Source organism: Paraburkholderia tropica (assembly GCF_900109265.1).
Classification (GTDB): domain Bacteria; phylum Pseudomonadota; class Gammaproteobacteria; order Burkholderiales; family Burkholderiaceae; genus Paraburkholderia; species Paraburkholderia tropica.
This window is the reverse complement of record NZ_FNZM01000043.1, coordinates 1-21,349: the sequence shown is the minus strand read 5'-3', so window position 1 is coordinate 21,349 and position 21,349 is coordinate 1. Positions and strand designations below refer to the sequence as shown.

The window sequence follows — 21,349 nt, the reverse complement described above, 5'->3', positions numbered from 1 at the left end:
TCACGAGACCCGGCTGATGCTTCGCGGGATCGATTTCCCACAGTTCCTTGATGCCGATGCCGTAGACCTGCGGATCGGCGTCCTTGCCCAGCTTGAGTTTCTCGTTCAGTTGACGGCCCAGATGCCCGCGCGCGCCTTCGCAAAACAGCGTGTATTTCGCGTGCAGTTCCATGCCGAGCTGGAAATTCTCGGTGGGCTCGCCATCCTTGCCGATGCCCATGTTGCCCGTCGCGACGCCCTTGACCGAGCCGTCGTCGTTATAGAGCACTTCGGCGGCCGGGAAACCCGGGAAAATCTCGACGCCCAGCGCCTCGGCCTGCTGACCCAGCCAGCGCGTCACGTTCGCGAGGCTGATGACGTAATTGCCGTGATTCTTGAAGTTGTCCGGCAGCGCCCAGTTCGGCACAGCCTTAGCCCCGGTTTCGGAAAGAAAAAGGAACTTGTCCTCGGTCACGGGCACGTTCAGCGGCGCGCCTTGCGCTTTCCAGTCGGGAAAGAGTTCGTCGATTGCGCGCGGATCCATGACCGCGCCCGAGAGGATATGCGCCCCGATTTCCGAGCCTTTTTCCAGGACGCATACGCCGATTTCGACGCCTTTTTCCGCTGCGAGCTGCTTCAGGCGGATGGCCGCGGACAGCCCGGCCGGGCCGCCGCCGACGACCACGACGTCGTATTCCATCGACTCGCGTGGGCCGTATTGCTCCAAAAGACTTGCGGGGGTCATTAAAGCTCCTCTTGCCATTAGAATGCTTTTTTCGGGTTCGTATTGTCGGGGAACGCTCCGCGAGCCGCAACCCAATCAGCCTACATTAGCACGACCGTTCTATTTTATGCCAGAATGCCCGGCTCGCTGCCGCAGCGGCATTCCGGCACTTATTCATCCCTGAACAGGAAGCGAAAATGGGCCGTTCGATCAATCTGGAAGGCAAGGTGGCGATGATCACCGGCGCGTCGAGCGGACTCGGCAAGCGCTTCGCGCAGGTGCTCTCGCAGGCAGGGGCGAAAGTCGTGCTGGCGAGCCGCAGGGTGGAGCGGCTCAAGGAACTCCGCGCGGAAATCGAAGCCGATGGCGGTGCCGCCCATGTGGTTTCGCTCGATGTGACGGACTACCAGAGCATTCGATCGGCGGTCGCGCACGCGGAAACCGAAGCCGGAACCATCGACATCCTCGTCAACAACTCGGGCGTTTCCACCACGCAGAAACTCGTCGACGTCACGCCCGCCGATTTCGAGTACGTGTTCGACACCAACACGCGCGGCGCCTTTTTCGTGGCGCAGGAAGTCGCCAAACGCATGATCATGCGCGGCAACGGCGGCGGTTCGAAACCGGCGTACCGCATCATCAACATTGCTTCGGTGGCGGGGCTGAGCGTGCTGCCGCAAATCGGCCTGTATTCCATCAGCAAGGCCGCCGTCGTGCACATGACGAAGGCGATGGCGCTCGAATGGGGTCGCCACGGCATCAACGTCAATGCGATCTGTCCCGGTTATATCGACACCGAAATCAACCATCACCACTGGTCGACGGAGCAGGGGCAAAAGTTGATTTCGATGCTGCCGCGCCATCGCGTGGGCACGCCCGCCGACCTCGACGGCTTGCTGCTGCTGCTCGCAGCCGACGAGTCCGCGTTCATGAACGGCTCGATCATTACCGCCGACGACGGCTTCGGCCTGACCTGAGCGCTTTCCCATTTTCCGCGCGGGTGGCGATGTCGCTGCGCTGATGCGTCGCGGATCGTACACTCGCGTTTTTGCGTAACCCGAAGTCGAAGTGCAATGAGCGATTACCACCCCGTATTTGAAATGACCATGCCGATCCGTTGGGGCGACATGGATGCTTTCGGCCATGTGAACAACACGGTCTACTTCCGCTACATGGAACAGGTGCGGATTTCCTGGTTCGAACAGCTCGGCGTCGCCGGCGAGAGCCGGGAGGGCGGCAACCGTCAGGGGCCGGTCATCGTCAACGCCTCGATGGAATTCCTGAAGCAGCTCCACTATCCCGGCGACATTGTCTGCACGATGACCGTGGGCCAGCCGGGACGCAGCAGCTTCGACACCGGCTTCGAACTGCGCCGCGTGGACGAGCCCGACACGCTCTACGCGCGCGGCAACGCGCGCTGCGTGTGGATCGACTACGAAGCGGGCAAGTCGGTGCCGATTCCCGACCATCTGCGTGCCACCATCGAGAACGCGCCGCTCGTCAAGGCGCGCTGACACCGTGCGTTGATACGTTTCGCTGCGCGGGCGCGTCTCCAGCGTCCGCCGTCTTCCCCTTTGCTCAATGCCCGAGCAGCCGCTGCAGCAGTTCCGTGGCGTTGCCGGTGTCGTACTTGCGCATCAGCCGCGCGCGATAAACATCCACCGTGCGCGAGCTGATGTCGAGAATTCTCCCGATCTGCTTGCTCGTCTTGCCCGTGACCAGTTGCGCCGCGATTTCGCGCTCGCGCGGCGTAAGCTCGACGGCGACACGGCGCGTGGCGCTCAAATCCTCGAATGTCCAGACGCCGGCCGCGTGCGGCGCCTGCCGGTCGAGCGAGCGGCCCGTGACGTGGCACCAGAACAGTTCGCCATTGGCGCGTTTCATGATGCGGTCGTCGGCATAGCTGCCTTGCGCGGTCATGATGGGCGGGATGCGCTCGCCGATGCGCTCGAACTCGTCCGCCGACGGATATAGCACCAGGAACGACTGGCCGACGAGCGCCTCGCGCGGACAGCGAAAGATCGCGCAAAGCGCCTCGTTGCAGTCTTCGATGATGCGCTCGCGCGCGAGCACGAGCCCGATGGGCGCGAGGTGAAACGCGGTCCGGTAATCGATCGCGGAGGGGGACGTGGCAGGTTCGGGCATGGCGTGCGATACGGGAATGGCTTTATGTAGTTTTGCGTATTGTGCCGCAACGCCCGCCCAGCGTACGCTTCACAACCATCGGAGGGCCGGGTGGCAAGGCTGTCGGATTCACGGCAACGCCACTCGCGGATGACTAGAATGGGGCATCCGGGCGCGCATTGCGCCCGCGTGCCGGGCAGAACGAACAGAAACAACGCAAAACGTAGCGACGAATTTCCATTCGAGGAAGGGACACACTGATGAACAAGGTCTATGGAAGCGCGGCTGCCGCGCTCGAAGGCATCGTCAAGGACGGCCAGACGTTCGCGGTCGGCGGCTTCGGGCTGTGCGGCATTCCCGAGGCGCTGATCGGCGCGCTGCGCGATTCGGGCGTGAAGGGCATCACCTGCATCAGCAACAATGCGGGCGTGGACGGCTTCGGCCTGGGTCTGCTGCTGGAAACGCGCCAGATCAAGAAGATGATCTCGTCGTACGTGGGCGAGAACAAGGAATTCGAGCGCCAGTATCTGTCGGGCGAACTCGAACTCGAATTCACGCCGCAGGGCACGCTGGCCGAAAAGTTGCGCGCGGGCGGCGCGGGCATCCCGGCTTTCTTCACGAACACGGGCTACGGCACGCTGATCGCCGAGGGCAAGGAAACGCGCCAGTTCGGCGAGAACCACTACGTGCTCGAACATTCGCTGACGGCGGACGTCGCGCTTGTGAAGGCCTGGAAGGCCGACAAGTCGGGCAACCTCATTTATCGCCGCACGGCGCGCAACTTCAACCCGATGTGCGCGATGGCGGGCAAGATCACGGTCGTGGAAGTGGAAGAGATCGTCGAGAACGGCGAACTCGATCCGGACGCGATCCACACGCCGGGCATTTTCGTGCAGCGCCTCGTGCTCAACGCGAGCCCCGAAAAACGCATCGAACAACGCACCGTGCGCGCCGCGGCGAGCGCCTGAGGAGGGAGACGGATCATGGCATGGAATCGTGACGAAATGGCCGCGCGCGCGGCGAAGGAACTGCAGGACGGCTTCTACGTGAACCTCGGCATCGGCCTGCCGACGCTCGTGGCCAATCACGTGCCGGAAGGCGTGGAAGTGTGGTTGCAATCGGAAAACGGCCTGCTCGGCATCGGCCCGTTCCCGACCGAAGAACAGGTGGACGCCGACATGATCAACGCGGGCAAGCAGACGGTCACGACGCTGCCCGGGTCGTCGATTTTCTCGTCGGCGGACTCGTTCGCGATGATTCGCGGCGGCCACATCAATCTCGCGATCCTCGGCGCGATGCAGGTGAGCGAGAAGGGCGACCTGGCCAACTGGATGATCCCCGGCAAGATGATCAAGGGCATGGGCGGCGCAATGGACCTCGTGGCGGGCGTCAAGCGCGTGGTCGTGCTGATGGAGCACGTGGCCAAGGGCGACCAGCACAAGATTCTGGACAAATGCACGTTGCCGCTCACGGGTGTGGGCGTGGTCGACATCATCATTACCGACCTCGGCGTGATCGAGGTGACCGACGCCGGCCTGAAGGTGACGGAACTCGCCCCGGGCGTGACGGTGGACGAGATCAAGACCAAGACCGGCGCGCCGCTCGACGTGAGCGCGGTGGGTTGATCGCGGCGCGGTTTTCTCAGCGGAACTTTGCATGACGGTGGCGGGCGGGACTTCGGTCTCGCCCGTTTTCGTTTTGGACGATTCCATTCTTGCGCTTTTGCGCGTGCCTGAAACCTCGTCCGGATGGCATAGGCCGTTCGGCATGCGCGTCAGGCCGGCGACACACCGTCGGACGGAGCATCCGTCCGGGCGCGTGGAGGCAGCACGCCGGGGTGCGGCTCGTCGCGGCCGTCCATGCCGCCTGGCAAAGCCGTTTAGAATTCGTCCTGAGCCTTCGGGCACTTCCAGCGAGGACCCAGCGATGACCGAATCGTCAGCCGTGCCACGTCAGCAGTACGTTCAGTGCCTCAGCCCCTCGGGGCTGCACCGCGTCGCGTACACCGAGTGGGGCGATCCAGCGAATCCGCGCGTGCTTGTGTGCGTGCACGGCCTCACGCGTTCCAGCCGCGATTTCGATCGTCTCGCGGCGGCGCTATGCGGTACGTATCGCGTCGTGTGTCCGGACGTGGTGGGGCGCGGGTTGTCGTCGTGGCTCGTCGATCCGCGCGGCTATGGCGTCGCGCAGTATGTGGCCGACATGGTGACGCTGATCGCGCGCACGGGCGAGGAACAGGTCGACTGGTTCGGCACGTCGATGGGCGGTCTCATCGGGATGGCGCTCGCAGGCCTGCCCGACGCGCCCATCGGGCGCCTGCTGCTGAACGACATCGGCCCGCATATCGAACCGGCGTCGCTCGAGCGCATCGGCGAGTATGTCGGGCGCGACTCGCGCTTCGCAACGCTGCAGGAAGGGATCGACAACGCCGCGCTGCTGGCGTCGTCGTTCGGACCGCTCACGCGCGAGGAGTGGCGCGAGATCAACACGCCGCTGTTGCACGAAGTGGACGGTGGATGGCGTTATCGCTACGACCCGCGCATTTCCGAGGCGTTCAAGGGCGTGACGCCCGAGCAGAACGAGCAGGGCGAGCAGTTCCTGTGGCGCTCGCTGGCAGCGTTCAAGGGGCCGGTACTGAGCGTGCGCGGTGAACTTTCGGATCTGCTGTCGCGCGAAACGGTCGCGAAAATGGTCGAAAAGGGTCAGCACGTCGAGAGCGTCGAAATCGCGGGTGTCGGCCATGCGCCGGCCTTCCTCTCGCCCGACCAGATCGGCATCGCTCGCCGTTTCTTCGCCGGGGAGCCGGTCAGCGCGTCATAATATGAGATAGCCGTGCGCCGCCCGGAGCCGATCCGGCGCGCCCGGCACGTTCAACTTCAACAGGAATTTACATGGCAGTCATTCGTCACCACGTGGGTCCGCGCCTTTCGGAAACCGCTGTTTACAACGGTACGGTCTATCTCGCGGGTCAGATCGCCGAGGACACGAAGCAGGACATCGCTGGCCAGACGCGCGAAGTGCTGGGCCATATCGACCGCCTGCTGGGCGAAGCGAACAGCGACAAGACGCTGCTGCTGTCGGTGCAGATCTATATCGCCGACATGAAGGATTTCGCGGGCATGAACGCCGAGTGGGACAAGTGGGTTCCGCAGGGTGCCACGCCGCCGCGCGCGACGGTCGAAGCGAAGCTCGCCAATCCGGAATGCCTGATTGAAATCGTCGTGGTGGCCGCGCAGCGCGACTGAGCGTGCCGCGATCATCGCTTCGAAGATCGCTTCGCCAGGTGATTCCTCGCGTTTCGTATCGTCCGATTGACCGTATTACCGTAGTCATAAGCCCGTTCGGTACGCCGGCGGGCCCAGCCTCATGAGCAGCGACACCATCCCTACTGTCCCCGCCGATCCAGCCGGCTCTGCGGCGCAAGCCGCGCTGCCGTCGCTCGACGACGCGCTCGCGTTCGTGCGCGAGCACGCGGGCGACGCGCGCCTCTCGACGGGCGAACCCCTGATCGAGCACGCGCAGGGGACGGCGTCGATCCTCAGCCGCTTGAACGTCGATCCGCCGGCGGTGCTGGCTGCGGCGCTCTTCAACCTCGCGCCGCATCTCGACGACCCGGAACGCACGCTCGAAGCGCGCTTCGGCGCCGAAGTCGCCAAGTTGACTTTCGATGTGCGCAAGCTCCTGCGTCTGGGCTCGGTGAGTCAGCGTGCGGCCGCGCAGAATGCCGCGCCCGAGTCGGGCCGCGAAAGCCGCGACGCGCAGGCCGCGCGGCGCGCGCAGGTCGAGTCGTTGCGCAAGATGCTGCTGGCGTTCGCGCAGGACATCCGCGTGGTGCTGATCCGTCTCGCGTCGCGGCTGCAGTCGCTGCGCTACTACGCGGCGGCGAAGATCCAGCCCGCGCCCGAGGTGTCGCACGAAACGCTCGAGATCTACGCGCCGCTCGCCAACCGCCTCGGCATCTGGCAACTCAAGTGGGAACTCGAAGACCTCGCGTTCCGCTTCAAGGAGCCGGTCACGTACAAGCGCATTGCGAAGCTGCTCGACGAGAAGCGCGTCGAGCGCGAAAGCTATGTGTCCGAGGCGATCGCCCGGCTGGAACACGAACTGGCCGCCGCGCATATCGACGCCGAGGTGAGCGGGCGGCCCAAGCACATCTACAGCATCTGGAAGAAGATGCGTGGCAAGGAGATCGACTTCTCCGAGCTTTACGATGTGCGCGCTTTCCGTGTGATCGTGCGCGATATCAAGGATTGCTACACGGTGCTGGGCATCGTGCACAACCTCTGGCAGCCGGTGCCACGCGAGTTCGACGACTACATCTCGCGTCCCAAGCCTAATGGGTATCGCTCGCTGCATACGGTCGTGGTCGGCGACGACGGGCGCGCCTTCGAAGTGCAGATCCGCACCCAGGAAATGCATCAGTTCGCGGAATACGGAGTGGCCGCGCACTGGCGCTACAAGGAAGCGGGCACGAAGGGCTACGGCGGCCAGTTCAGCGCGAGCAGCAGCTACGACGAGAAGATCGCCTGGCTGCGTCAGTTGCTCGCCTGGAAGGACGACGTCTCCGACGATCGCCAGCCGTGGGAAGAACTGCGTCAGGCCACGCTCGACGACGATCACATCTACGTGATGACGCCTCAGGCGCGCGTGATCGCGCTGCCGCAAGGCGCCACGCCGCTCGACTTCGCGTATCACCTGCATAGCGAGCTGGGCCATCGCTGCCGCGGCGCGCGCGTCGACGGCGCGATGGTGCCGCTCAACACGCAGTTGCAGAACGGCCAGACCGTCGAGATCGTGTCGGTGAAGGAGGGCGGCCCGTCGCGCGACTGGCTCAATCCTCAACTTGGCTATCTGCACAGCAACCGCGCGCGCCAGAAGGTGCGCGCGTGGTTCAACGCGATCGAGGCGCAGGAAAACATCGCGAATGGCCGCGCGATGGTCGAAAAAACGCTGCAGCGCGAAGGGCGCACGTCGGTCAATCTGGACCAGCTCGCCGCGAAGCTCGGCTTCAAGTCGACCGACGAATTCTTCAGCGTGGTCGGCAAGGAAGAGTTCAGCCTGCGCCACGTCGAGCATGCGCTGAGCGACGCGCCGGTCGCGGAGCCCGAAGAGGAAACGCCCGAACAGCTCACCAAGCGCGCAAGCGGCGCGAACGTCGCGCACGGCGGATCGTCGGGCGTGCTGGTCGTGGGCGTGGATGCGCTGCTCACGCAGCTCGCGCGCTGCTGCCGTCCCGCGCCGCCCGACGAAATCAGCGGTTTCGTCACGCGCGGCAAGGGCATGTCGATTCACCGCAGCGACTGCCCGACGTTCATCCGCATGGCGCGCCGTGCGCCCGAGCGCGTGCTGCAAACCACGTGGTCCGCCGACGTGATGGGCGGGCGCGGCCAGTCGGTCTATCCGGTCGACATCTCGATCGAGGCCACCGACCGGCAAGGCTTGCTGCGCGACATCTCCGAAGTGTTCGCGCGCGAGAAGATGAACGTGATCGGCGTGAAGACGCAGTCGCGTCGTAACGCGGCGTATATGCAGTTCACGGTCGAGGTGTCGAATTCGGCGCAGATCCAGCGCGCCTGCGTGGTGCTCGGCGAGGTGGCCGGTGTGGTGCGGGCGTCGCGGCGGAGTTGATCGGGGAGTTGATCCGCATTTGATCAATGGTTTTCACTGATTGCCCCGAGCGTGCCCGCTAATGCCGCAACGCAAAAAAGCCCTTGCCAGCTCCGTGAAAACGTTATATAGTCTTGCTTCTTCAGGCTCGTAGCTCAGCTGGTTAGAGCACCACCTTGACATGGTGGGGGTCGTTGGTTCGAGTCCAATCGAGCCTACCAACGAAATCGAAGTTGCGGCAGGTGGTAGTTGCCGGGGCTTCAAGGCAGTACAAGCGCTCTGCGCTCAAGGCGAATACGGTTATGACATCGCGAACGTTTACCGAAACTACTTCGGAGCGACGCTAGTCGAGGACCTCTTTCGCCCTGCAATCTGGTTTGAAAAGTGAATGCGGCCCCTCGAAAGCGGGGCCGCATTTTTTTTCGCCGCGAGATTTGCGCGGGTCTGTTCCCACGAATACGATGTGCCGTCGAGGCACAGCTGGAGAAAAACATGGTTGCGATACGTCTGCCCGACGGTTCGGTTCGACAGTACGATCATCCCGTCACGGTCGCCGAAGTGGCGGCTTCGATTGGCGCCGGCCTCGCCAAAGCGGCGCTCGGCGGCAAGCTCGACGGTGAACTGGTCGACACGTCGACGCTGATCGATCACGACGCATCGCTGTCCATCGTCACCGACAAGGATGCCGACGGCCTCGACATCATCCGTCACTCCACCGCGCACTTGCTGGCGTATGCGGTCAAGGAGCTGTTCCCGGAAGCGCAGGTCACGATCGGACCGGTGATCGACAACGGTTTCTACTACGACTTCGCCTACAGCCGTCCCTTCACGCCCGAAGATCTGGAGAAGATCGAAAAGCGCATGCAGGAACTCGCGAAAAAGGACGAGCAGGTCACGCGCCGCGTCGTCTCGCGTGGCGACGCGGTCGATTACTTCAAGAGCATCGGCGAGAAGTACAAGGCCGAGATCATCGAGTCGATCCCGGGCGACCAGGACATCAAGCTGTATTCGCACGGCGGTTTCACCGACCTGTGCCGCGGTCCGCACGTGCCGTCGACGGGCAAGCTCAAGGTCTTCAAGCTCATGAAGGTTGCCGGCGCGTACTGGCGCGGCGACGCGAAGAACGAGCAACTGCAGCGCATCTACGGCACGGCCTGGACGAAGAAGGAAGATCAGGAACTCTATCTTCACAATCTCGAAGAGGCCGAAAAGCGCGACCACCGCAAGCTCGGCAAGCAGCTCGACCTGTTCCACATGCAGGACGAGTCGCCGGGCATGGTGTTCTGGCATCCGAAGGGCTGGACGCTCTGGCAGCAGGTCGAGCAGTACATGCGCGGCCGCCTGCGCGTGGCGGGCTACGACGAAATCAAGACGCCGATGATCATGGACCGCTCGCTGTGGGAAGCGTCGGGTCACTGGCAGAACTATCGTGAAAACATGTTCACGACGGAGTCGGAAAAGCGCGACTACGCGATCAAGCCGATGAACTGCCCGGGCCACGTCCAGGTGTTCAATCATGGTTTGCGTTCGTACCGCGATCTGCCGCTGCGTTACGCGGAATTCGGCTCGTGCCACCGCAACGAGGCGTCGGGCGCGCTGCACGGCCTGATGCGCGTGCGCGGTTTCGTCCAGGACGATGCGCACATCTTCTGTACGGAAGACCAGATCATCGCCGAGTCGATCGCCTTCAACACGCTCGCGATGAGCGTCTACAAGGATTTCGGGTTCGATCACATCGACATCAAGCTGTCGCTGCGCCCCGAGTCGCGCGCGGGCACGGATGAAATCTGGGATCGCGCCGAGCAAGGCCTGCGCGAAGCGCTGACGGCGTGCGGTCTGACGTGGGAAGAGCTGCCGGGCGAGGGCGCGTTCTACGGTCCGAAGGTCGAGTACCACATCAAGGATGCGCTTGGCCGTTCGTGGCAGTGCGGCACGCTGCAGCTCGACATGGTGCTGCCGGAGCGCCTCGGCGCCGAGTACGTGGCGGAAGACAACAGCCGCCGTCGCCCGATCATGTTGCACCGCGCCATCCTCGGTTCGATGGAGCGTTTCCTCGGTATTTTGATCGAGCACCATGCTGGTGCAATGCCGTCCTGGCTGGCTCCAATGCAGGTCGTTGTGATGAATATCGCGGAAAGTCAGGCCGAATATGCAGCAAATCTAGCCCAATCGTTGCAAAAACAAGGGGTTAGAGTGCAGGCGGATTTGCGCAATGAGAAAATTAGCTATAAAATACGCGAGCACACGCTTGAGAAGGTCCCGTACCTCCTGGTTGTCGGCGACAAAGAGCGTGAAGCACAAACGGTAGCCGTGCGTGCCCGTGGCGGTGTCGACCTGGGTGTCATGCCTGTCGACGCATTCGCTGAACGTCTGGCGCAGGACGTCAAGTCGTTCAAGTGAGCCACCTGGCAGCGCGGCTCGTTTTTTTCAATTTTTAGAGGAAACGTAACATCGCTACGGATAAGTCGCATCGCATCAACGGTGAAATCTCTGCACCCGAGGTGCGTCTCGTCGGAGTCGACAACGAGCCGCTCGGCATCGTAAAGCTGGCCGAAGCGTTCCGTATGTCGGAACAACAGGACGTCGATCTGGTTGAAATTGCCCCGCAGGCCGTGCCCCCCGTGTGCCGCCTGATGGACTACGGCAAGTTCAAATACCAGGAGGCGAAAAAGCAACACGAGGCCAAGCTCAAGCAGAAGGTTATCCAGGTCAAGGAAGTCAAATTCCGTCCGGGTACCGATGACGGCGATTACAACGTCAAGCTGCGCAATCTCGTCCGCTTCCTCGAAGACGGCGACAAGACGAAGATCACGTTGCGTTTCCGCGGCCGCGAAATGGCCCACCAGGAAATCGGCATGCGCGTGCTCGAGCGTCTGCGCACGGACCTCGAAGAAGTTGGCCAGGTCGAGCAGATGCCTAAGATGGAGGGGCGCCAGATGATCATGGTGCTCTCGCCGAAGAAGAAGAAGTAAGGTGTTGTCGCGTGTCGGTCGTGTTACGGCAGGGCGCGGCGGCCCGAAGAGTTTGGTAGGACGTGCAGTGCGCCAAGTGGCGTGAAGCACGGGAAGCAGGTTCCGGAATGGCGCCCGCGCGCCGCGCGAAAGTGCGGTAAACGGGCGTTTTTCCTGAAAGCGGCGGCGAGCTTGTTTGTTGAAAGCCGGCCAGCTGCCAAAACAAGTGGAGTGGGTTTCGAAGGGCGGTATAAGGGCGAAACGCGAGGTGTTCGAAATATTCGAAGCGCGCGTGGGAGCCAGCCGCACACCCATGTCCATCAAATAAATGGAGTTTTTCATGCCCAAGATGAAGACCAAGAAGAGCGCCGCAAAGCGCTTCGTGGTTCGTCCGGGTGGTACCGTCAAGCGCGGTCAAGCCTTCAAGCGTCACATCCTGACCAAGAAGACCACCAAGAACAAGCGTCATCTGCGTGGTGCAACGGCCGTTCATGATTCCGATCTGAAGTCCGTGCGCGCAATGCTGCCGTTCGCGTAATCCTCAACCGACAACTCAAAGGAGCTACTCATGCCTCGAGTCAAACGTGGGGTTACCGCACGGGCCCGCCACAAGAAGATCATCAACCTGGCCAAGGGTTACCGCGGCCGTCGCAATAACGTCTATCGCATCGCCAAGCAGGCGGTCATGCGCGCAGGCCAGTACGCCTATCGCGATCGCCGCAACAAGAAGCGTGTGTTCCGCGCACTGTGGATCACGCGTATCAATGCAGCGGTGCGTCAGCACGACATGACCTACAGCGTGTTCATCAACGGCCTGAAGAAGGCTTCGATCGAACTCGACCGTAAGGTCCTGGCTGACATGGCTGTGTTCGACAAGGCTGCATTTGCTGCGATCGTCAAGCAGGTGAAGGCCGCCGTCGCTGCCTAAGTCGGGTATTGCGCAGGTTCGTTGCAGCAGCGTCCGGTCGTTTCGGTGATGCTGCAACAAAAACGGGGCTCCTCACCGAGCCCCGTTTTTGTTGGTGAAGCGCTTCCTGCGCGCTTCAAGTGCTGTGCTTTACGTGCTGTTCAAGTGCCGGGTACGGCGCCGCTTCTGGCAGTGTCGTCATGTCGTCGTTCGCGTGGGTCATCATGGCGGACGGCAACGTGCCACGCTGCTCCAAGTCTCAAACACTGACGCTGAAAAGATGGGATCAATGGATCTGGACCAGATTGTCGCCGACGCGCAACGCGCCTTCGCTTCCGCCCCCGACGTCAACACGCTTGAAAACGAAAAGGCTCGCTTTCTCGGCAAGTCGGGCGCGCTGACCGAACTGCTCAAGGGCCTCGGCAAGCTCGACCCGGAAACGCGCAAGACCGAGGGCGCGCGCATCAACGCCGTCAAGCAGCAGGTCGAGGCGGCGCTCAACGCCCGCCGCCAGGCGCTCGCCGACGCGCTGCTCAACCAGCGTCTCGCCGCCGAGGCGATCGACGTCACGCTGCCGGGCCGCGGCGCCGGCACGGGCAGCCTGCATCCGGTCATGCAGACGTGGGAACGCGTCGAGCAGATCTTCGGCTCGATCGGCTTCGATGTGGCCGACGGTCCCGAGATCGAGACCGACTGGTACAACTTCACGTCGCTCAACAGCCCGGAAAACCATCCGGCGCGTTCGATGCAGGACACGTTCTACGTGGACGGCAAGGACGCCGATGGCCGTCAACTACTGCTGCGCACGCACACGAGCCCGATGCAGGTGCGCTACGCGCGCACGCACACGCCGCCGATCAAGGTGATCGTGCCGGGCCGCACGTATCGCGTGGACAGCGACGCCACGCACTCGCCGATGTTCAACCAGGTCGAAGGCCTGTGGATCGAAGAGAACATCAGCTTCGCGGACCTGAAGGGCGTCTACAGCGACTTCCTCAAGAAGTTCTTCGAGCGTGACGACATTCAGGTGCGTTTCCGCCCGTCGTACTTCCCGTTCACCGAGCCGTCGGCGGAAATCGACATGATGTTCGAGCACGGCAAGAACGCGGGCAAGTGGCTCGAAATTTCCGGCTCGGGCCAGGTGCATCCGACCGTGATCCGCAACATGGGTCTCGACCCGGAGCGCTACATCGGCTTCGCGTTCGGCAGCGGCCTCGAACGCCTGACGATGCTGCGTTACGGCGTGCAGGATCTGCGTCTGTTCTTCGAAGGCGATCTGCGCTTCCTGCGCCAGTTCGCCTGAGTACGCGCAAGCACGCAGAAGCACGCATTAGCAGCGCGCGAAGCGGACGCGGCACCGCAAAAGGTGCGCGAGAACCCGCTTCGCAGTGGTCACAATCTGTCTGGAACGTAAAACCCCATGCTATTTCCCGAATCCTGGCTGAGAAGCTTTGTCGATCCGAAGCTCACGACCGATGAACTCGCCCACGCGCTCACGATGGCGGGCCTCGAAGTCGAAGGCCTGAGCCCGGCCGCGCCGCCCACCACGAAGATCGTCGTGGGTCGCGTGCTCGAAGTCGTGAAGCACCCGGACGCGGACAAGCTCAACGTCTGTCAGGTCGACGCCGGCACCGGCGCGACGCTGCAGATCGTCTGTGGCGCGCCCAACGTGGCGCCCGGCATCAATGTGCCCGTGGCGCTCGTCGGCGCGGAACTGCCGCCCGCCGAAGAAGGCGGCAAGCCGTTCGCGATCAAGCTCTCGAAGCTGCGCGGCGTGGAAAGCCAGGGCATGTTGTGCTCGGCGCGCGAGCTCAAGCTCTCGGAAGACCACAGCGGCCTGATGATCCTGCCGGAAGCCACGCCGGTCGGCCAGGACATCCGCGAAGCGCTCAATCTCGACGACATCATCTTCGAAATCAAGCTCACGCCGAACAAGGCCGATTGCCTCTCGGTGTACGGCGTCGCGCGCGAAACCGCCGCGATTACCGGCGCGCCGCTGCAAGCGCCCGTGTATCCGAAGGTCGAAGTCAAACTCAACGAAACGCTGCCCGTGAAGATCTCGGCGCCCGATCTGTGCGGCCGCTTCTCGGGCCGCGTGATTCGCGGCGTGAATGCGCGCGCGCAGACGCCCGCATGGATGGTCGCGCGCCTCGAACGCTCGGGTCAGCGCAGCATCTCGGCGCTCGTCGACATCTCGAACTACGTGATGCTCGAACTCGGCCGCCCGTCGCACGTGTTCGATCTCGAGAAGATCCACGGCTCGATGGACGTGCGCTGGGGCAAGAAGGGCGAGTCGCTCAAGCTGCTCAACGGCAACACGGTCGAAGTCGATGAAACCGTGGGCGTGATCGCCGACGAACGCGAGATCGAAAGCCTCGCGGGCATCATGGGCGGCGACAGCACGGCGGTCACGCTCGACACGAAAAACATCTATCTGGAAGCCGCTTTCTGGTGGCCGGATGCCATTCGTGGCCGCTCGCGCCGCTACAACTTCTCGACCGATGCGGGCCATCGTTTCGAGCGCGGCGTGGACTGGTCGACGACCGTCGAACACATCGAACGCATCACGCAACTGATCCTCGACATCTGCGGCGGCGAAGCCGGTCCGGTCGACGATCAAACCGTGAACGTGCCGCAGCGCGCGGCCGTGACGATGCGCGTCGCGCGCGCGAACCGCATCATCGGCGTGAAGATTGGCGCCGACGAAATCGCACAGATCTTCACGCGTCTGGGCCTCACGTTCGAGCGCAGCGTCGACGCCGCAGGCGACGAATCGTTCAGCGTCACGCCGCCGCCGTACCGTTTCGACATCGAGATCGAAGAAGATCTGATCGAAGAAGTCGCGCGTATCTACGGCGTCGAAAAGATTCCTGCGCTGCCGCCGGTGGCGCGCAGCGAAATGCGCGCGACCCACGAAACGCGCCGTTCGATTCACGCGATCCGTCACGCGCTCGCCGCGCGCGATTACGCGGAAACGATCAACTTCAGCTTCGTCGATGCCGAGTGGGAACTCGATTTCGCCGGTAACGACAAGCCCGTGAAGCTGCTGAACCCGATCGCGAGCCAGCTCTCGGTCATGCGCACGACGCTGTTCGGCAGCCTCATCAACGTGCTGCGCCACAACCTCAACCGTCGCGCGGATCGCGTGCGCGTGTTCGAGGCGGGCCGCGTGTTCCTGAGCGATGCGTCGATCAAGGCCAGCGAAATGACGGTCGAAGGTTTCGCGCAACCGAAGATGATCGGCGCGCTCGCGTATGGTCCGGCGCTCGAAGAGCAGTGGGGCGCGCAAACGCGCGGCGTTGACTTCTTCGACATGAAGGGCGATCTCGAAGCGCTGTTCGCGGGCCTCGGCGCCACGAAAACGCCGCGTTTCGTGAAGGCCGAGCATCCGGCGCTGCATCCGGGACGCAGCGCGCGCGTGGAAGTCGATGGTCGCGCCGTGGGCTGGATCGGCGAGCTGCATCCGCGCTGGATGCAGAAGTACGATCTGCCGCACGCACCGATCCTCTTCGAAGTGGAAGCCGACGCGCTGATGGCGCGCGAGCTGCCCGCACCGACCGAAGTCTCGAAGTTCCCGCCGGTGCGACGCGATATCGCACTTGTTGTGGATCAAAAGATTGAGATGCAAGCACTGCTGGACGAGTTCCGCAAGGGCATGCAGGACGAGCCCGCACGGATTGTGCAGAGGGTTGCGCTGTTCGATGAATTTCGTGCAAAATCAAATACTTCCGGACTTGGCGCGGACGAGAAAAGCCTTGCCTTCCGGGTGACCCTGCAAGATACTGGCGGAACTCTTCAGGACGAGACGGTCGACGCGGCCATCAAGTCCCTGGTGGATCGCCTGGCTCGAGTGTTTGGCGCCCGGTTGCGCGGATAAGCTCCACGGCTCATCACGTACCGACAATCGCTTCCGGTCTGCAGTGTCATCGCAACCGGAAGCGCGCCATTTCAAAGATAGATGAACGAAATGAACTCGAGTGATTTCGAAGCCCTTCTTGCGGCACAGCGTAGCGCCATGATTCGCGACATTCCTGCCTCGTCGGCAAGCGCCACGAACGACACGCCCACGCTGACCAAGGCCGAACTCGCAGAGCTGCTGTTCGACAACGTCGGACTCAACAAGCGCGAAGCGAAGGACATGGTCGAAGCGTTCTTCGAAGTGATTCGCGACGCGCTCGAAGGCGGCGACAGCGTGAAGCTCTCGGGCTTCGGCAATTTCCAGCTGCGCGACAAGCCGCAGCGTCCTGGCCGCAACCCGAAAACGGGCGAGGCGATTCCTATCGCGGCACGCCGCGTCGTCACGTTCCACGCGAGCCAGAAGCTCAAGGCGCTGGTCGAGAGCGGCGCTGAGGCAAGCTTCCCGCGTTAAGCGAGATCAACGCATGCGCGGGTCATCCCGCGCGCGCCCGCACGGGTGGCACAGCGGCGGGCGTGACTGGATACTACGGACCCTGGCGGCGACGCCAATTTGCGCAACCACCACGACGGCAACCCGGCGATGACATCGACAATCGAAAAGGTCGTCTTGCCTCCGATTCCCGCCAAGCGCTACTTCACGATCGGCGAAGTGAGCGAGCTCTGCGGCGTGAAGCCCCATGTGCTGCGATATTGGGAGCAGGAGTTCACGCAGTTGAAGCCGGTGAAGCGGCGCGGTAATCGCCGCTACTACCAGCATCACGAGGTCTTGCTGATCCGCCGCATTCGCGAATTGCTCTACGAACAGGGCTTCACGATCAACGGTGCGCGCAATCGTCTCGATTCGCATGGCGCCGCGAGCGGCGAACCCGAAGCCAATGACGCGCCGGTGAGCGAAGGCAATATGGCGAGCGTCGATGTCGATCAGTTGCGCAAGGCCTTGCTGCATGTGCTCGATGTGCTTGGTCGATGAAGGGATGTGAATGGACCTGAACGGCGGTGAGTTTTCCCGCAGCGTCTTTTCCGACGAATTGCACGACAGACAGTTCTAATTGGGAAAAGGGTCTGTTATACTCTCTAGCTCTCGGGGCGTAGCGCAGCCTGGTAGCGTACCTGCATGGGGTGCAGGTGGTCGGAGGTTCAAATCCTCTCGCCCCGACCAGATATCTCTTTGATTTCGTTAAAGAATCAAAGAAATCAATGGCTTAAAGCAGGGTGTAGCCGGTGTCATAGACACTTGCTACACTCTTGCACGCCATGACAAATCATCTTGAAAAGCGCGGTACCGTCTGGTACTTCCGTCGCAAAATTCCGATCGATCTAGAGCAGCACTTTGGCCGAAAGCAGCTTATGTTTTCGCTGAAGACTCACGACTACGCCGAAGCCAAGCGGCTGGCCGCAACGCATACGGTCATCACTGATGCGCAATTTGCAGTGGCGCGTAGCGGCAATCTCAGCGACGCAGACAAGGTCGCGGAAAGCGTGCGCGCGTCCGTATCAGCCGCATTTGTGGCGGCTACGTCTGAGCGTCAGCGCGACGAGATTGAGCGGGAGCAGGTGGAGGCTGACGAGCAAGCATACGAACAGTTCTACCAAACCGAAGAACAAGATATTGCAGAGCACGACCGCCGGGAAGATCTAATTGCGCAGGAAATTCAGCGCATATTTGCAGCAAGGGAAGCACTTAGGCGTCTCCAGCAGGATGAAGCATTGGCGGCTACTGCTCTGAAGGTCGATACACCCGCAGCCGCCCAGACGTCGAAGAATCTTCGTGAGGTAATCCCATCGTGGGTGCGTCGGACGAGCGCTGAGCCAGAGGCCGTCAAACGAGCTGAGAAGGCGCTAGACCTGTTCGAGGAGGCTGTTGGCGTTGTACCACTACGTGATCTCAGGAAAGCGCATGGTGCGCAATTTGTCGCGTTCTTGCTCGATGAGGGTAGGCCGTTCGGGGCAAAGACGGCGCATAACCACGCTTCCTACATTACGGCGCTGCTCAATGTCGCGGTCAAGGATGATCTTATCGACCGGAATTTGTTGGACTTGACGATTGATAAGACCATTGGAGCGAAAAAGCGGGGGCCGTGGAGTGACGATGAGCTGGCTCGGATGTACGGCCACGCGCTGTTTTCTGGTCGGATGAGCGACGTGCCCGAGTGGCAGGGCGTCAAGCCCATGGACGGGCGTGCGTTGCTTATGCTGCTCCAGCACACGGGGGCGCGGATCGGAGAGATAGCGCAACTACGGCGCGGTGATTTTCAGATGTGGGACGGCGGGACTACCATTCGCATCACGAGCGAAGCCGGAACCGTCAAGACTGCGGAATCAGAGCGCAGCGTGCCGCTTGCCGATCATCTGTTGGCCGATGCATGGTTTGGCGCGTGGCTGGCTGAAGTTGTGGATGGCAAGCGTTCCGATGCTGCCGTGTTCCCGTCAATGGCTGGGCGTGCGCGTGGCCCTGCTGATACGGCGGTGCAATGGTTTAGGGAGTTTCGGAAGGCTGCGGGCTTGCCCTCGGGGAAGCTTAATGGGTCACACAAATTCCGGCATTGGATACGCACGGCTATGAACGCCTTAGACGTGGCCGAAGCAACGCAAGATGCGATCACGGGCCATGCCGTGGGCGGCTCGACCGGCAGCAAGGTGTACACGCACGTTCCTTTGCCCGTTATGCAGGCTGCGCTCAACCGCCTGACGTTTCCTGCGGCATCTTCGGATTGAGTGCAAACTGACCCGGCTTCCCACTTGCGTTGTTTGGATCTTGCCAAAGTGCGGGACATCACTTTGGCCTGAACTATCGCGGCATAAAGCAGAGCGCTCTGTGTTCGCGAATGGGTGCTGTCATACTTTCCTGTCTATTCCAAATTTCCGAAGCGTGCGGGGGATTCGTAGCGCATCTAGATATGCCACACCGCTCGTCAGTAGTAGCATTTCTCCGAATCCCATAAGAGCGAGCACTAAAAGCCCCTTGGGATCAATCGTTGCGTTTAGCTTGACGATCGCCAGCGCGCCTAGTGCCATAGAGGCAATCCCTCCGATTGGAGCAAATCTTCGCAGCTGGCGAATTACCCGGGATTGTTGAAAGGAGCCGGTCGAAATGCGCCCTAGGCAGTGCGCGGGCTGGAATGCTTCGACTGTGCCAGTCAGCACTGGAACAACCTTGCGTGAAGTGTGGAGGATCTCAAGCATTACTCCCGCCTTTCCTGCCCAATGGTCGAATTGAAGCACGCAGCTCCCATTTTCAGGTGATCGGAAGCGGAAAGTTGTTGCGCCGGGTGCCGCGTTAATGACTTGAAGTGAAAGGATTTCTCCTTTGTCGTCAAACCTAATCGTGATCGGGTCACTTGCAATTACATCCTCAGGTTTGATCGATTTGCGCGCGGAATTCCAAATCCATACATGAGACCTCGCAAGTCGCTCGACCGGGATGCCGTCTTGAAGGACCGTAAGCCCAGCAACCTCGTCACGTCGTTCAAAAACTGTTTGGCCGTCTGCGCAGTAAAGTATTTTTCGACTTTCAGCGACCCTGTTAAGAAAAAATCCGAAAAGCGCTCCCACAATGGGGCCGATGACTGGTTGTACAGAGAACGTCATGGATGAGACCTTTGTTTGCGTCTCTTCATATCGTCCCTATTTCGTAATACTTTAGGCGGGATGGGAGGGGGCTAAGTTGCTTCAGTGGATACGATCGAGCAAAGAAGCCATAGGAGGGTCGAGCGGCGCGTTAGGGTAACAAGCGTGTAACCCAAATTTCCGCCCTGCAAACCGCCGCCGGCCTTGTTCCACGGGGCTCCCGCGTTGTTCAGAGAACCAAAGCGTTACCTGTTACCCGAATTTCGACTTTTTGTAGCTAGGCGAATATCGAGCGCGCGCAGTGCCCTCAGCCTTGAGAGATCTAGGAGAACCTAGAGAAGGGGGGGGCTACCCAACACTATCCCTTCGCGCAACTCGCCAACCTTGCCACATTCGGAAAGCTGGCCTCCACGCACGGTCATGGCCCGCTCGTAAATCATTCCTTGGCTTTTTGAGCAATAGGCGTCGGTAGTGGTTCGCCGTCTTTGATCATTTCATCGAGCGAATCAGCGACCAATTGGCGAATTCCCGCCAATGCCGCCTCCTGGGTAGGATCAAGCCAACTTAGGCCGGGGAATTCGTCGCACAGGCCGACGTGTTCTTGATCCTCCTCAGACCAGACCAAGCGGAATGTGTATCTCTCAAGCAGCCATTCGCGGTTCAATTGCATCAACTTTTTTCTCTGTCGATAACTCCGCCTCGCGGAGGGGGACGACTGCAAAGCCTCATGGGATCTCGGCTTCCTGCAAGCCATTGGGCGGAAGATAGCACGCTCCTTGCCGCTTTGCCGCCTCAATCGACAGGCCGGCGTGACTTGCAGCGCGCATGCGTATAGTCGGTCTTGTCAGAGTGGGATGGAATTGTTCACAGGCGCTTTGCGCGGTCCTACAGGTCAGGCGACCAGCGAACGCCTTTGGCAAGGTTATCTTCTGCCCAGAGAGGCTGCAGGTTGCACAATGCCCAACACTGTCGCACTTGCTCAAGGTCGTTCAGATCGAATGTGGACTGAGGACGGATGTGATCGATATGGATTGCGCCGGTTGCGAACAACTCCCATGACATACCATCTGTGAATAACGTTTCGAGGTGCAAGCGCAGCGCCTCAATTGTGTATCCACAGATAGTTTCAACTACGCTGCTGGTTGCTTTACGATTAAGGGCCGCGCGCATGTAGTCGCCCAACTTCGGATATAAGCGTGATTTACGCCTCAGCGCCGCGCGTACGCGCTCATATATCGCTGGAGCAGCCCCCTGAAACACCGGACACAGCGACCCACTTAAAATAACGGGTAGGCATAAGACTGTGTTTTTGACTAACACCAGGCAGGAAGTGATGGACGTGTTGACGGGCCCGGAGCGTCGGCGGCGCTGGACAGCGGAGCAGAAGCTGTCGATGGTGCGCGAGAGTTTCGAGCCGGGGAAATCGGTATCGTTGGTGGCTCGCCAGCACGGCGTGAACCCGAACCAGCTATTCCACTGGCGCAAGCTGTACCAGGACGGCAGCCTTTCGGCGGTCAAGGCTGGCGAAGAAGTCGTTCCGGCATCAGAGCTGGCGGACGCGCTAAAGCAGGT

21 protein-coding genes and 2 tRNA genes are annotated in these 21,349 nt (G+C 61.5%); 19 read left to right on the top strand and 4 right to left on the bottom strand.

Features of this window, described 5'->3' with window-relative positions:
- A partial coding sequence (locus BMY06_RS37325; protein WP_143064466.1) for an NAD(P)/FAD-dependent oxidoreductase occupies positions 1-724 on the bottom strand: 724 nt, incomplete at its 3' end.
- 176 nt (positions 725-900) lie between these two features.
- On the opposite strand from BMY06_RS37325, the gene BMY06_RS37320 reads away from it, so the two are divergent.
- Both BMY06_RS37320 and BMY06_RS37315 read left to right on the top strand, forming a co-directional pair.
- Positions 901-1,680, top strand: coding sequence for an SDR family oxidoreductase (locus BMY06_RS37320; RefSeq protein WP_065060352.1), 780 nt, complete (start codon positions 901-903; stop codon positions 1,678-1,680).
- A 96-nt stretch (positions 1,681-1,776) separates the two neighbouring features.
- Positions 1,777-2,217 carry an acyl-CoA thioesterase gene (locus tag BMY06_RS37315; RefSeq protein ID WP_065060351.1) on the top strand — a complete coding sequence of 147 codons (441 nt, stop codon included), beginning with the start codon at positions 1,777-1,779 and terminating at the stop codon, positions 2,215-2,217.
- Between the two features lie 64 nt (positions 2,218-2,281).
- On the opposite strand, the gene BMY06_RS37310 is transcribed toward BMY06_RS37315, so the two are convergent.
- Entirely contained in the window at positions 2,282-2,848 is a 567-nt protein-coding gene (locus BMY06_RS37310) for a LuxR C-terminal-related transcriptional regulator (RefSeq protein ID WP_074987827.1), read from the bottom strand.
- Positions 2,849-3,087: 239 nt separating this feature from the next.
- Here BMY06_RS37310 and BMY06_RS37305 point away from each other — a divergent pair, with 239 nt between their 5' ends.
- From BMY06_RS37305 to BMY06_RS37230, 16 genes are all read left to right on the top strand, one after another.
- Positions 3,088-3,795 (top strand): CoA transferase subunit A, encoded by a 708-nt coding sequence (locus tag BMY06_RS37305; protein WP_065060349.1) that lies wholly within the window; start codon positions 3,088-3,090, stop codon positions 3,793-3,795.
- Between the two features lie 15 nt (positions 3,796-3,810).
- Complete coding sequence (locus tag BMY06_RS37300; protein WP_074987826.1) at positions 3,811-4,452, top strand: CoA transferase subunit B; 642 nt, start codon at positions 3,811-3,813, stop codon at positions 4,450-4,452.
- Between the two features lie 301 nt (positions 4,453-4,753).
- Positions 4,754-5,647: an alpha/beta fold hydrolase gene (locus tag BMY06_RS37295; RefSeq protein ID WP_074987825.1), complete on the top strand. Its 894-nt coding sequence runs from the start codon at positions 4,754-4,756 to the stop codon at positions 5,645-5,647.
- Positions 5,648-5,718: 71 nt separating this feature from the next.
- On the top strand, positions 5,719-6,072 hold the full coding sequence (locus BMY06_RS37290; RefSeq protein ID WP_065060346.1) for a RidA family protein: 354 nt from the start codon (positions 5,719-5,721) through the stop codon (positions 6,070-6,072).
- Between the two features lie 121 nt (positions 6,073-6,193).
- On the top strand, positions 6,194-8,455 hold the full coding sequence (locus tag BMY06_RS37285) for a RelA/SpoT family protein (protein WP_074987824.1): 2,262 nt from the start codon (positions 6,194-6,196) through the stop codon (positions 8,453-8,455).
- Between the two features lie 123 nt (positions 8,456-8,578).
- Positions 8,579-8,655 (top strand) — tRNA-Val (locus BMY06_RS37280).
- A gap of 271 nt (positions 8,656-8,926) precedes the next feature.
- Positions 8,927-10,834, top strand: a complete 1,908-nt coding sequence (gene thrS / locus BMY06_RS37275) for a threonine--tRNA ligase (RefSeq protein WP_065060344.1) — start codon at positions 8,927-8,929, stop codon at positions 10,832-10,834.
- 50 nt (positions 10,835-10,884) lie between these two features.
- The gene (gene infC, locus BMY06_RS37270; protein WP_074987823.1) at positions 10,885-11,406 is read left to right on the top strand and encodes a translation initiation factor IF-3; all 522 of its coding nucleotides are present in this window, start codon (positions 10,885-10,887) and stop codon (positions 11,404-11,406) included.
- 319 nt (positions 11,407-11,725) lie between these two features.
- On the top strand, positions 11,726-11,923 hold the full coding sequence (gene rpmI, locus BMY06_RS37265) for a 50S ribosomal protein L35 (protein ID WP_027793434.1): 198 nt from the start codon (positions 11,726-11,728) through the stop codon (positions 11,921-11,923).
- A 30-nt stretch (positions 11,924-11,953) separates the two neighbouring features.
- Positions 11,954-12,313, top strand: a complete 360-nt coding sequence (gene rplT, locus BMY06_RS37260; RefSeq protein ID WP_004192938.1) for a 50S ribosomal protein L20 — start codon at positions 11,954-11,956, stop codon at positions 12,311-12,313.
- Between the two features lie 268 nt (positions 12,314-12,581).
- Positions 12,582-13,595, top strand: coding sequence for a phenylalanine--tRNA ligase subunit alpha (gene pheS / locus BMY06_RS37255; RefSeq protein ID WP_065060342.1), 1,014 nt, complete (start codon positions 12,582-12,584; stop codon positions 13,593-13,595).
- A 117-nt stretch (positions 13,596-13,712) separates the two neighbouring features.
- A complete protein-coding gene (pheT, locus tag BMY06_RS37250) occupies positions 13,713-16,169 on the top strand; it encodes a phenylalanine--tRNA ligase subunit beta (RefSeq protein WP_074987822.1) in 2,457 nt (818 codons plus the stop codon).
- Between the two features lie 81 nt (positions 16,170-16,250).
- Positions 16,251-16,661, top strand: coding sequence for an integration host factor subunit alpha (locus tag BMY06_RS37245; RefSeq protein WP_065060340.1), 411 nt, complete (start codon positions 16,251-16,253; stop codon positions 16,659-16,661).
- Positions 16,662-16,790: 129 nt separating this feature from the next.
- Positions 16,791-17,180, top strand: a complete 390-nt coding sequence (locus tag BMY06_RS37240) for a MerR family transcriptional regulator (RefSeq protein ID WP_065060339.1) — start codon at positions 16,791-16,793, stop codon at positions 17,178-17,180.
- Positions 17,181-17,292: 112 nt separating this feature from the next.
- Positions 17,293-17,369: transfer RNA gene (locus tag BMY06_RS37235), tRNA-Pro, on the top strand.
- Between the two features lie 95 nt (positions 17,370-17,464).
- Complete coding sequence (locus tag BMY06_RS37230) at positions 17,465-18,925, top strand: DUF6538 domain-containing protein (RefSeq protein ID WP_074987821.1); 1,461 nt, start codon at positions 17,465-17,467, stop codon at positions 18,923-18,925.
- 120 nt (positions 18,926-19,045) lie between these two features.
- On the opposite strand, the gene BMY06_RS39380 is transcribed toward BMY06_RS37230, so the two are convergent.
- Positions 19,046-19,798, bottom strand: a complete 753-nt coding sequence (locus BMY06_RS39380; RefSeq protein ID WP_124263394.1) for a hypothetical protein — start codon at positions 19,796-19,798, stop codon at positions 19,046-19,048.
- Between the two features lie 415 nt (positions 19,799-20,213).
- Positions 20,214-20,447, bottom strand: a complete 234-nt coding sequence (locus BMY06_RS37225) for a hypothetical protein (protein ID WP_124263393.1) — start codon at positions 20,445-20,447, stop codon at positions 20,214-20,216.
- Positions 20,448-21,110: 663 nt separating this feature from the next.
- Here BMY06_RS37225 and BMY06_RS37220 point away from each other — a divergent pair.
- Positions 21,111-21,349 (top strand): transposase (locus tag BMY06_RS37220; protein ID WP_143064465.1); only part of this gene is annotated, 239 nt, incomplete at its 3' end.

Excerpts from the sequence above, each read along its gene's own strand:
- BMY06_RS37320 (WP_065060352.1), top strand. The coding sequence starts at position 901 with ATGGGCCGTTCGATCAATCTGGAAGGCAAGGTGGCGATGATCACCGGC.
- BMY06_RS37315 (WP_065060351.1), top strand. The coding sequence starts at position 1,777 with ATGAGCGATTACCACCCCGTATTTGAAATGACCATGCCGATCCGTTGG.
- BMY06_RS37310 (WP_074987827.1), bottom strand. The coding sequence starts at position 2,848 with ATGCCCGAACCTGCCACGTCCCCCTCCGCGATCGATTACCGGACCGCG.
- BMY06_RS37305 (WP_065060349.1), top strand. The coding sequence starts at position 3,088 with ATGAACAAGGTCTATGGAAGCGCGGCTGCCGCGCTCGAAGGCATCGTC.
- BMY06_RS37300 (WP_074987826.1), top strand. The coding sequence starts at position 3,811 with ATGGCATGGAATCGTGACGAAATGGCCGCGCGCGCGGCGAAGGAACTG.
- BMY06_RS37295 (WP_074987825.1), top strand. The coding sequence starts at position 4,754 with ATGACCGAATCGTCAGCCGTGCCACGTCAGCAGTACGTTCAGTGCCTC.
- BMY06_RS37290 (WP_065060346.1), top strand. The coding sequence starts at position 5,719 with ATGGCAGTCATTCGTCACCACGTGGGTCCGCGCCTTTCGGAAACCGCT.
- BMY06_RS37285 (WP_074987824.1), top strand. The coding sequence starts at position 6,194 with ATGAGCAGCGACACCATCCCTACTGTCCCCGCCGATCCAGCCGGCTCT.
- thrS (WP_065060344.1), top strand. The coding sequence starts at position 8,927 with ATGGTTGCGATACGTCTGCCCGACGGTTCGGTTCGACAGTACGATCAT.
- rpmI (WP_027793434.1), top strand. The coding sequence starts at position 11,726 with ATGCCCAAGATGAAGACCAAGAAGAGCGCCGCAAAGCGCTTCGTGGTT.
- rplT (WP_004192938.1), top strand. The coding sequence starts at position 11,954 with ATGCCTCGAGTCAAACGTGGGGTTACCGCACGGGCCCGCCACAAGAAG.
- pheS (WP_065060342.1), top strand. The coding sequence starts at position 12,582 with ATGGATCTGGACCAGATTGTCGCCGACGCGCAACGCGCCTTCGCTTCC.
- pheT (WP_074987822.1), top strand. The coding sequence starts at position 13,713 with ATGCTATTTCCCGAATCCTGGCTGAGAAGCTTTGTCGATCCGAAGCTC.
- BMY06_RS37245 (WP_065060340.1), top strand. The coding sequence starts at position 16,251 with ATGAACGAAATGAACTCGAGTGATTTCGAAGCCCTTCTTGCGGCACAG.
- BMY06_RS37240 (WP_065060339.1), top strand. The coding sequence starts at position 16,791 with ATGACATCGACAATCGAAAAGGTCGTCTTGCCTCCGATTCCCGCCAAG.
- BMY06_RS37230 (WP_074987821.1), top strand. The coding sequence starts at position 17,465 with ATGACAAATCATCTTGAAAAGCGCGGTACCGTCTGGTACTTCCGTCGC.
- BMY06_RS39380 (WP_124263394.1), bottom strand. The coding sequence starts at position 19,798 with ATGACGTTCTCTGTACAACCAGTCATCGGCCCCATTGTGGGAGCGCTT.
- BMY06_RS37225 (WP_124263393.1), bottom strand. The coding sequence starts at position 20,447 with ATGCAATTGAACCGCGAATGGCTGCTTGAGAGATACACATTCCGCTTG.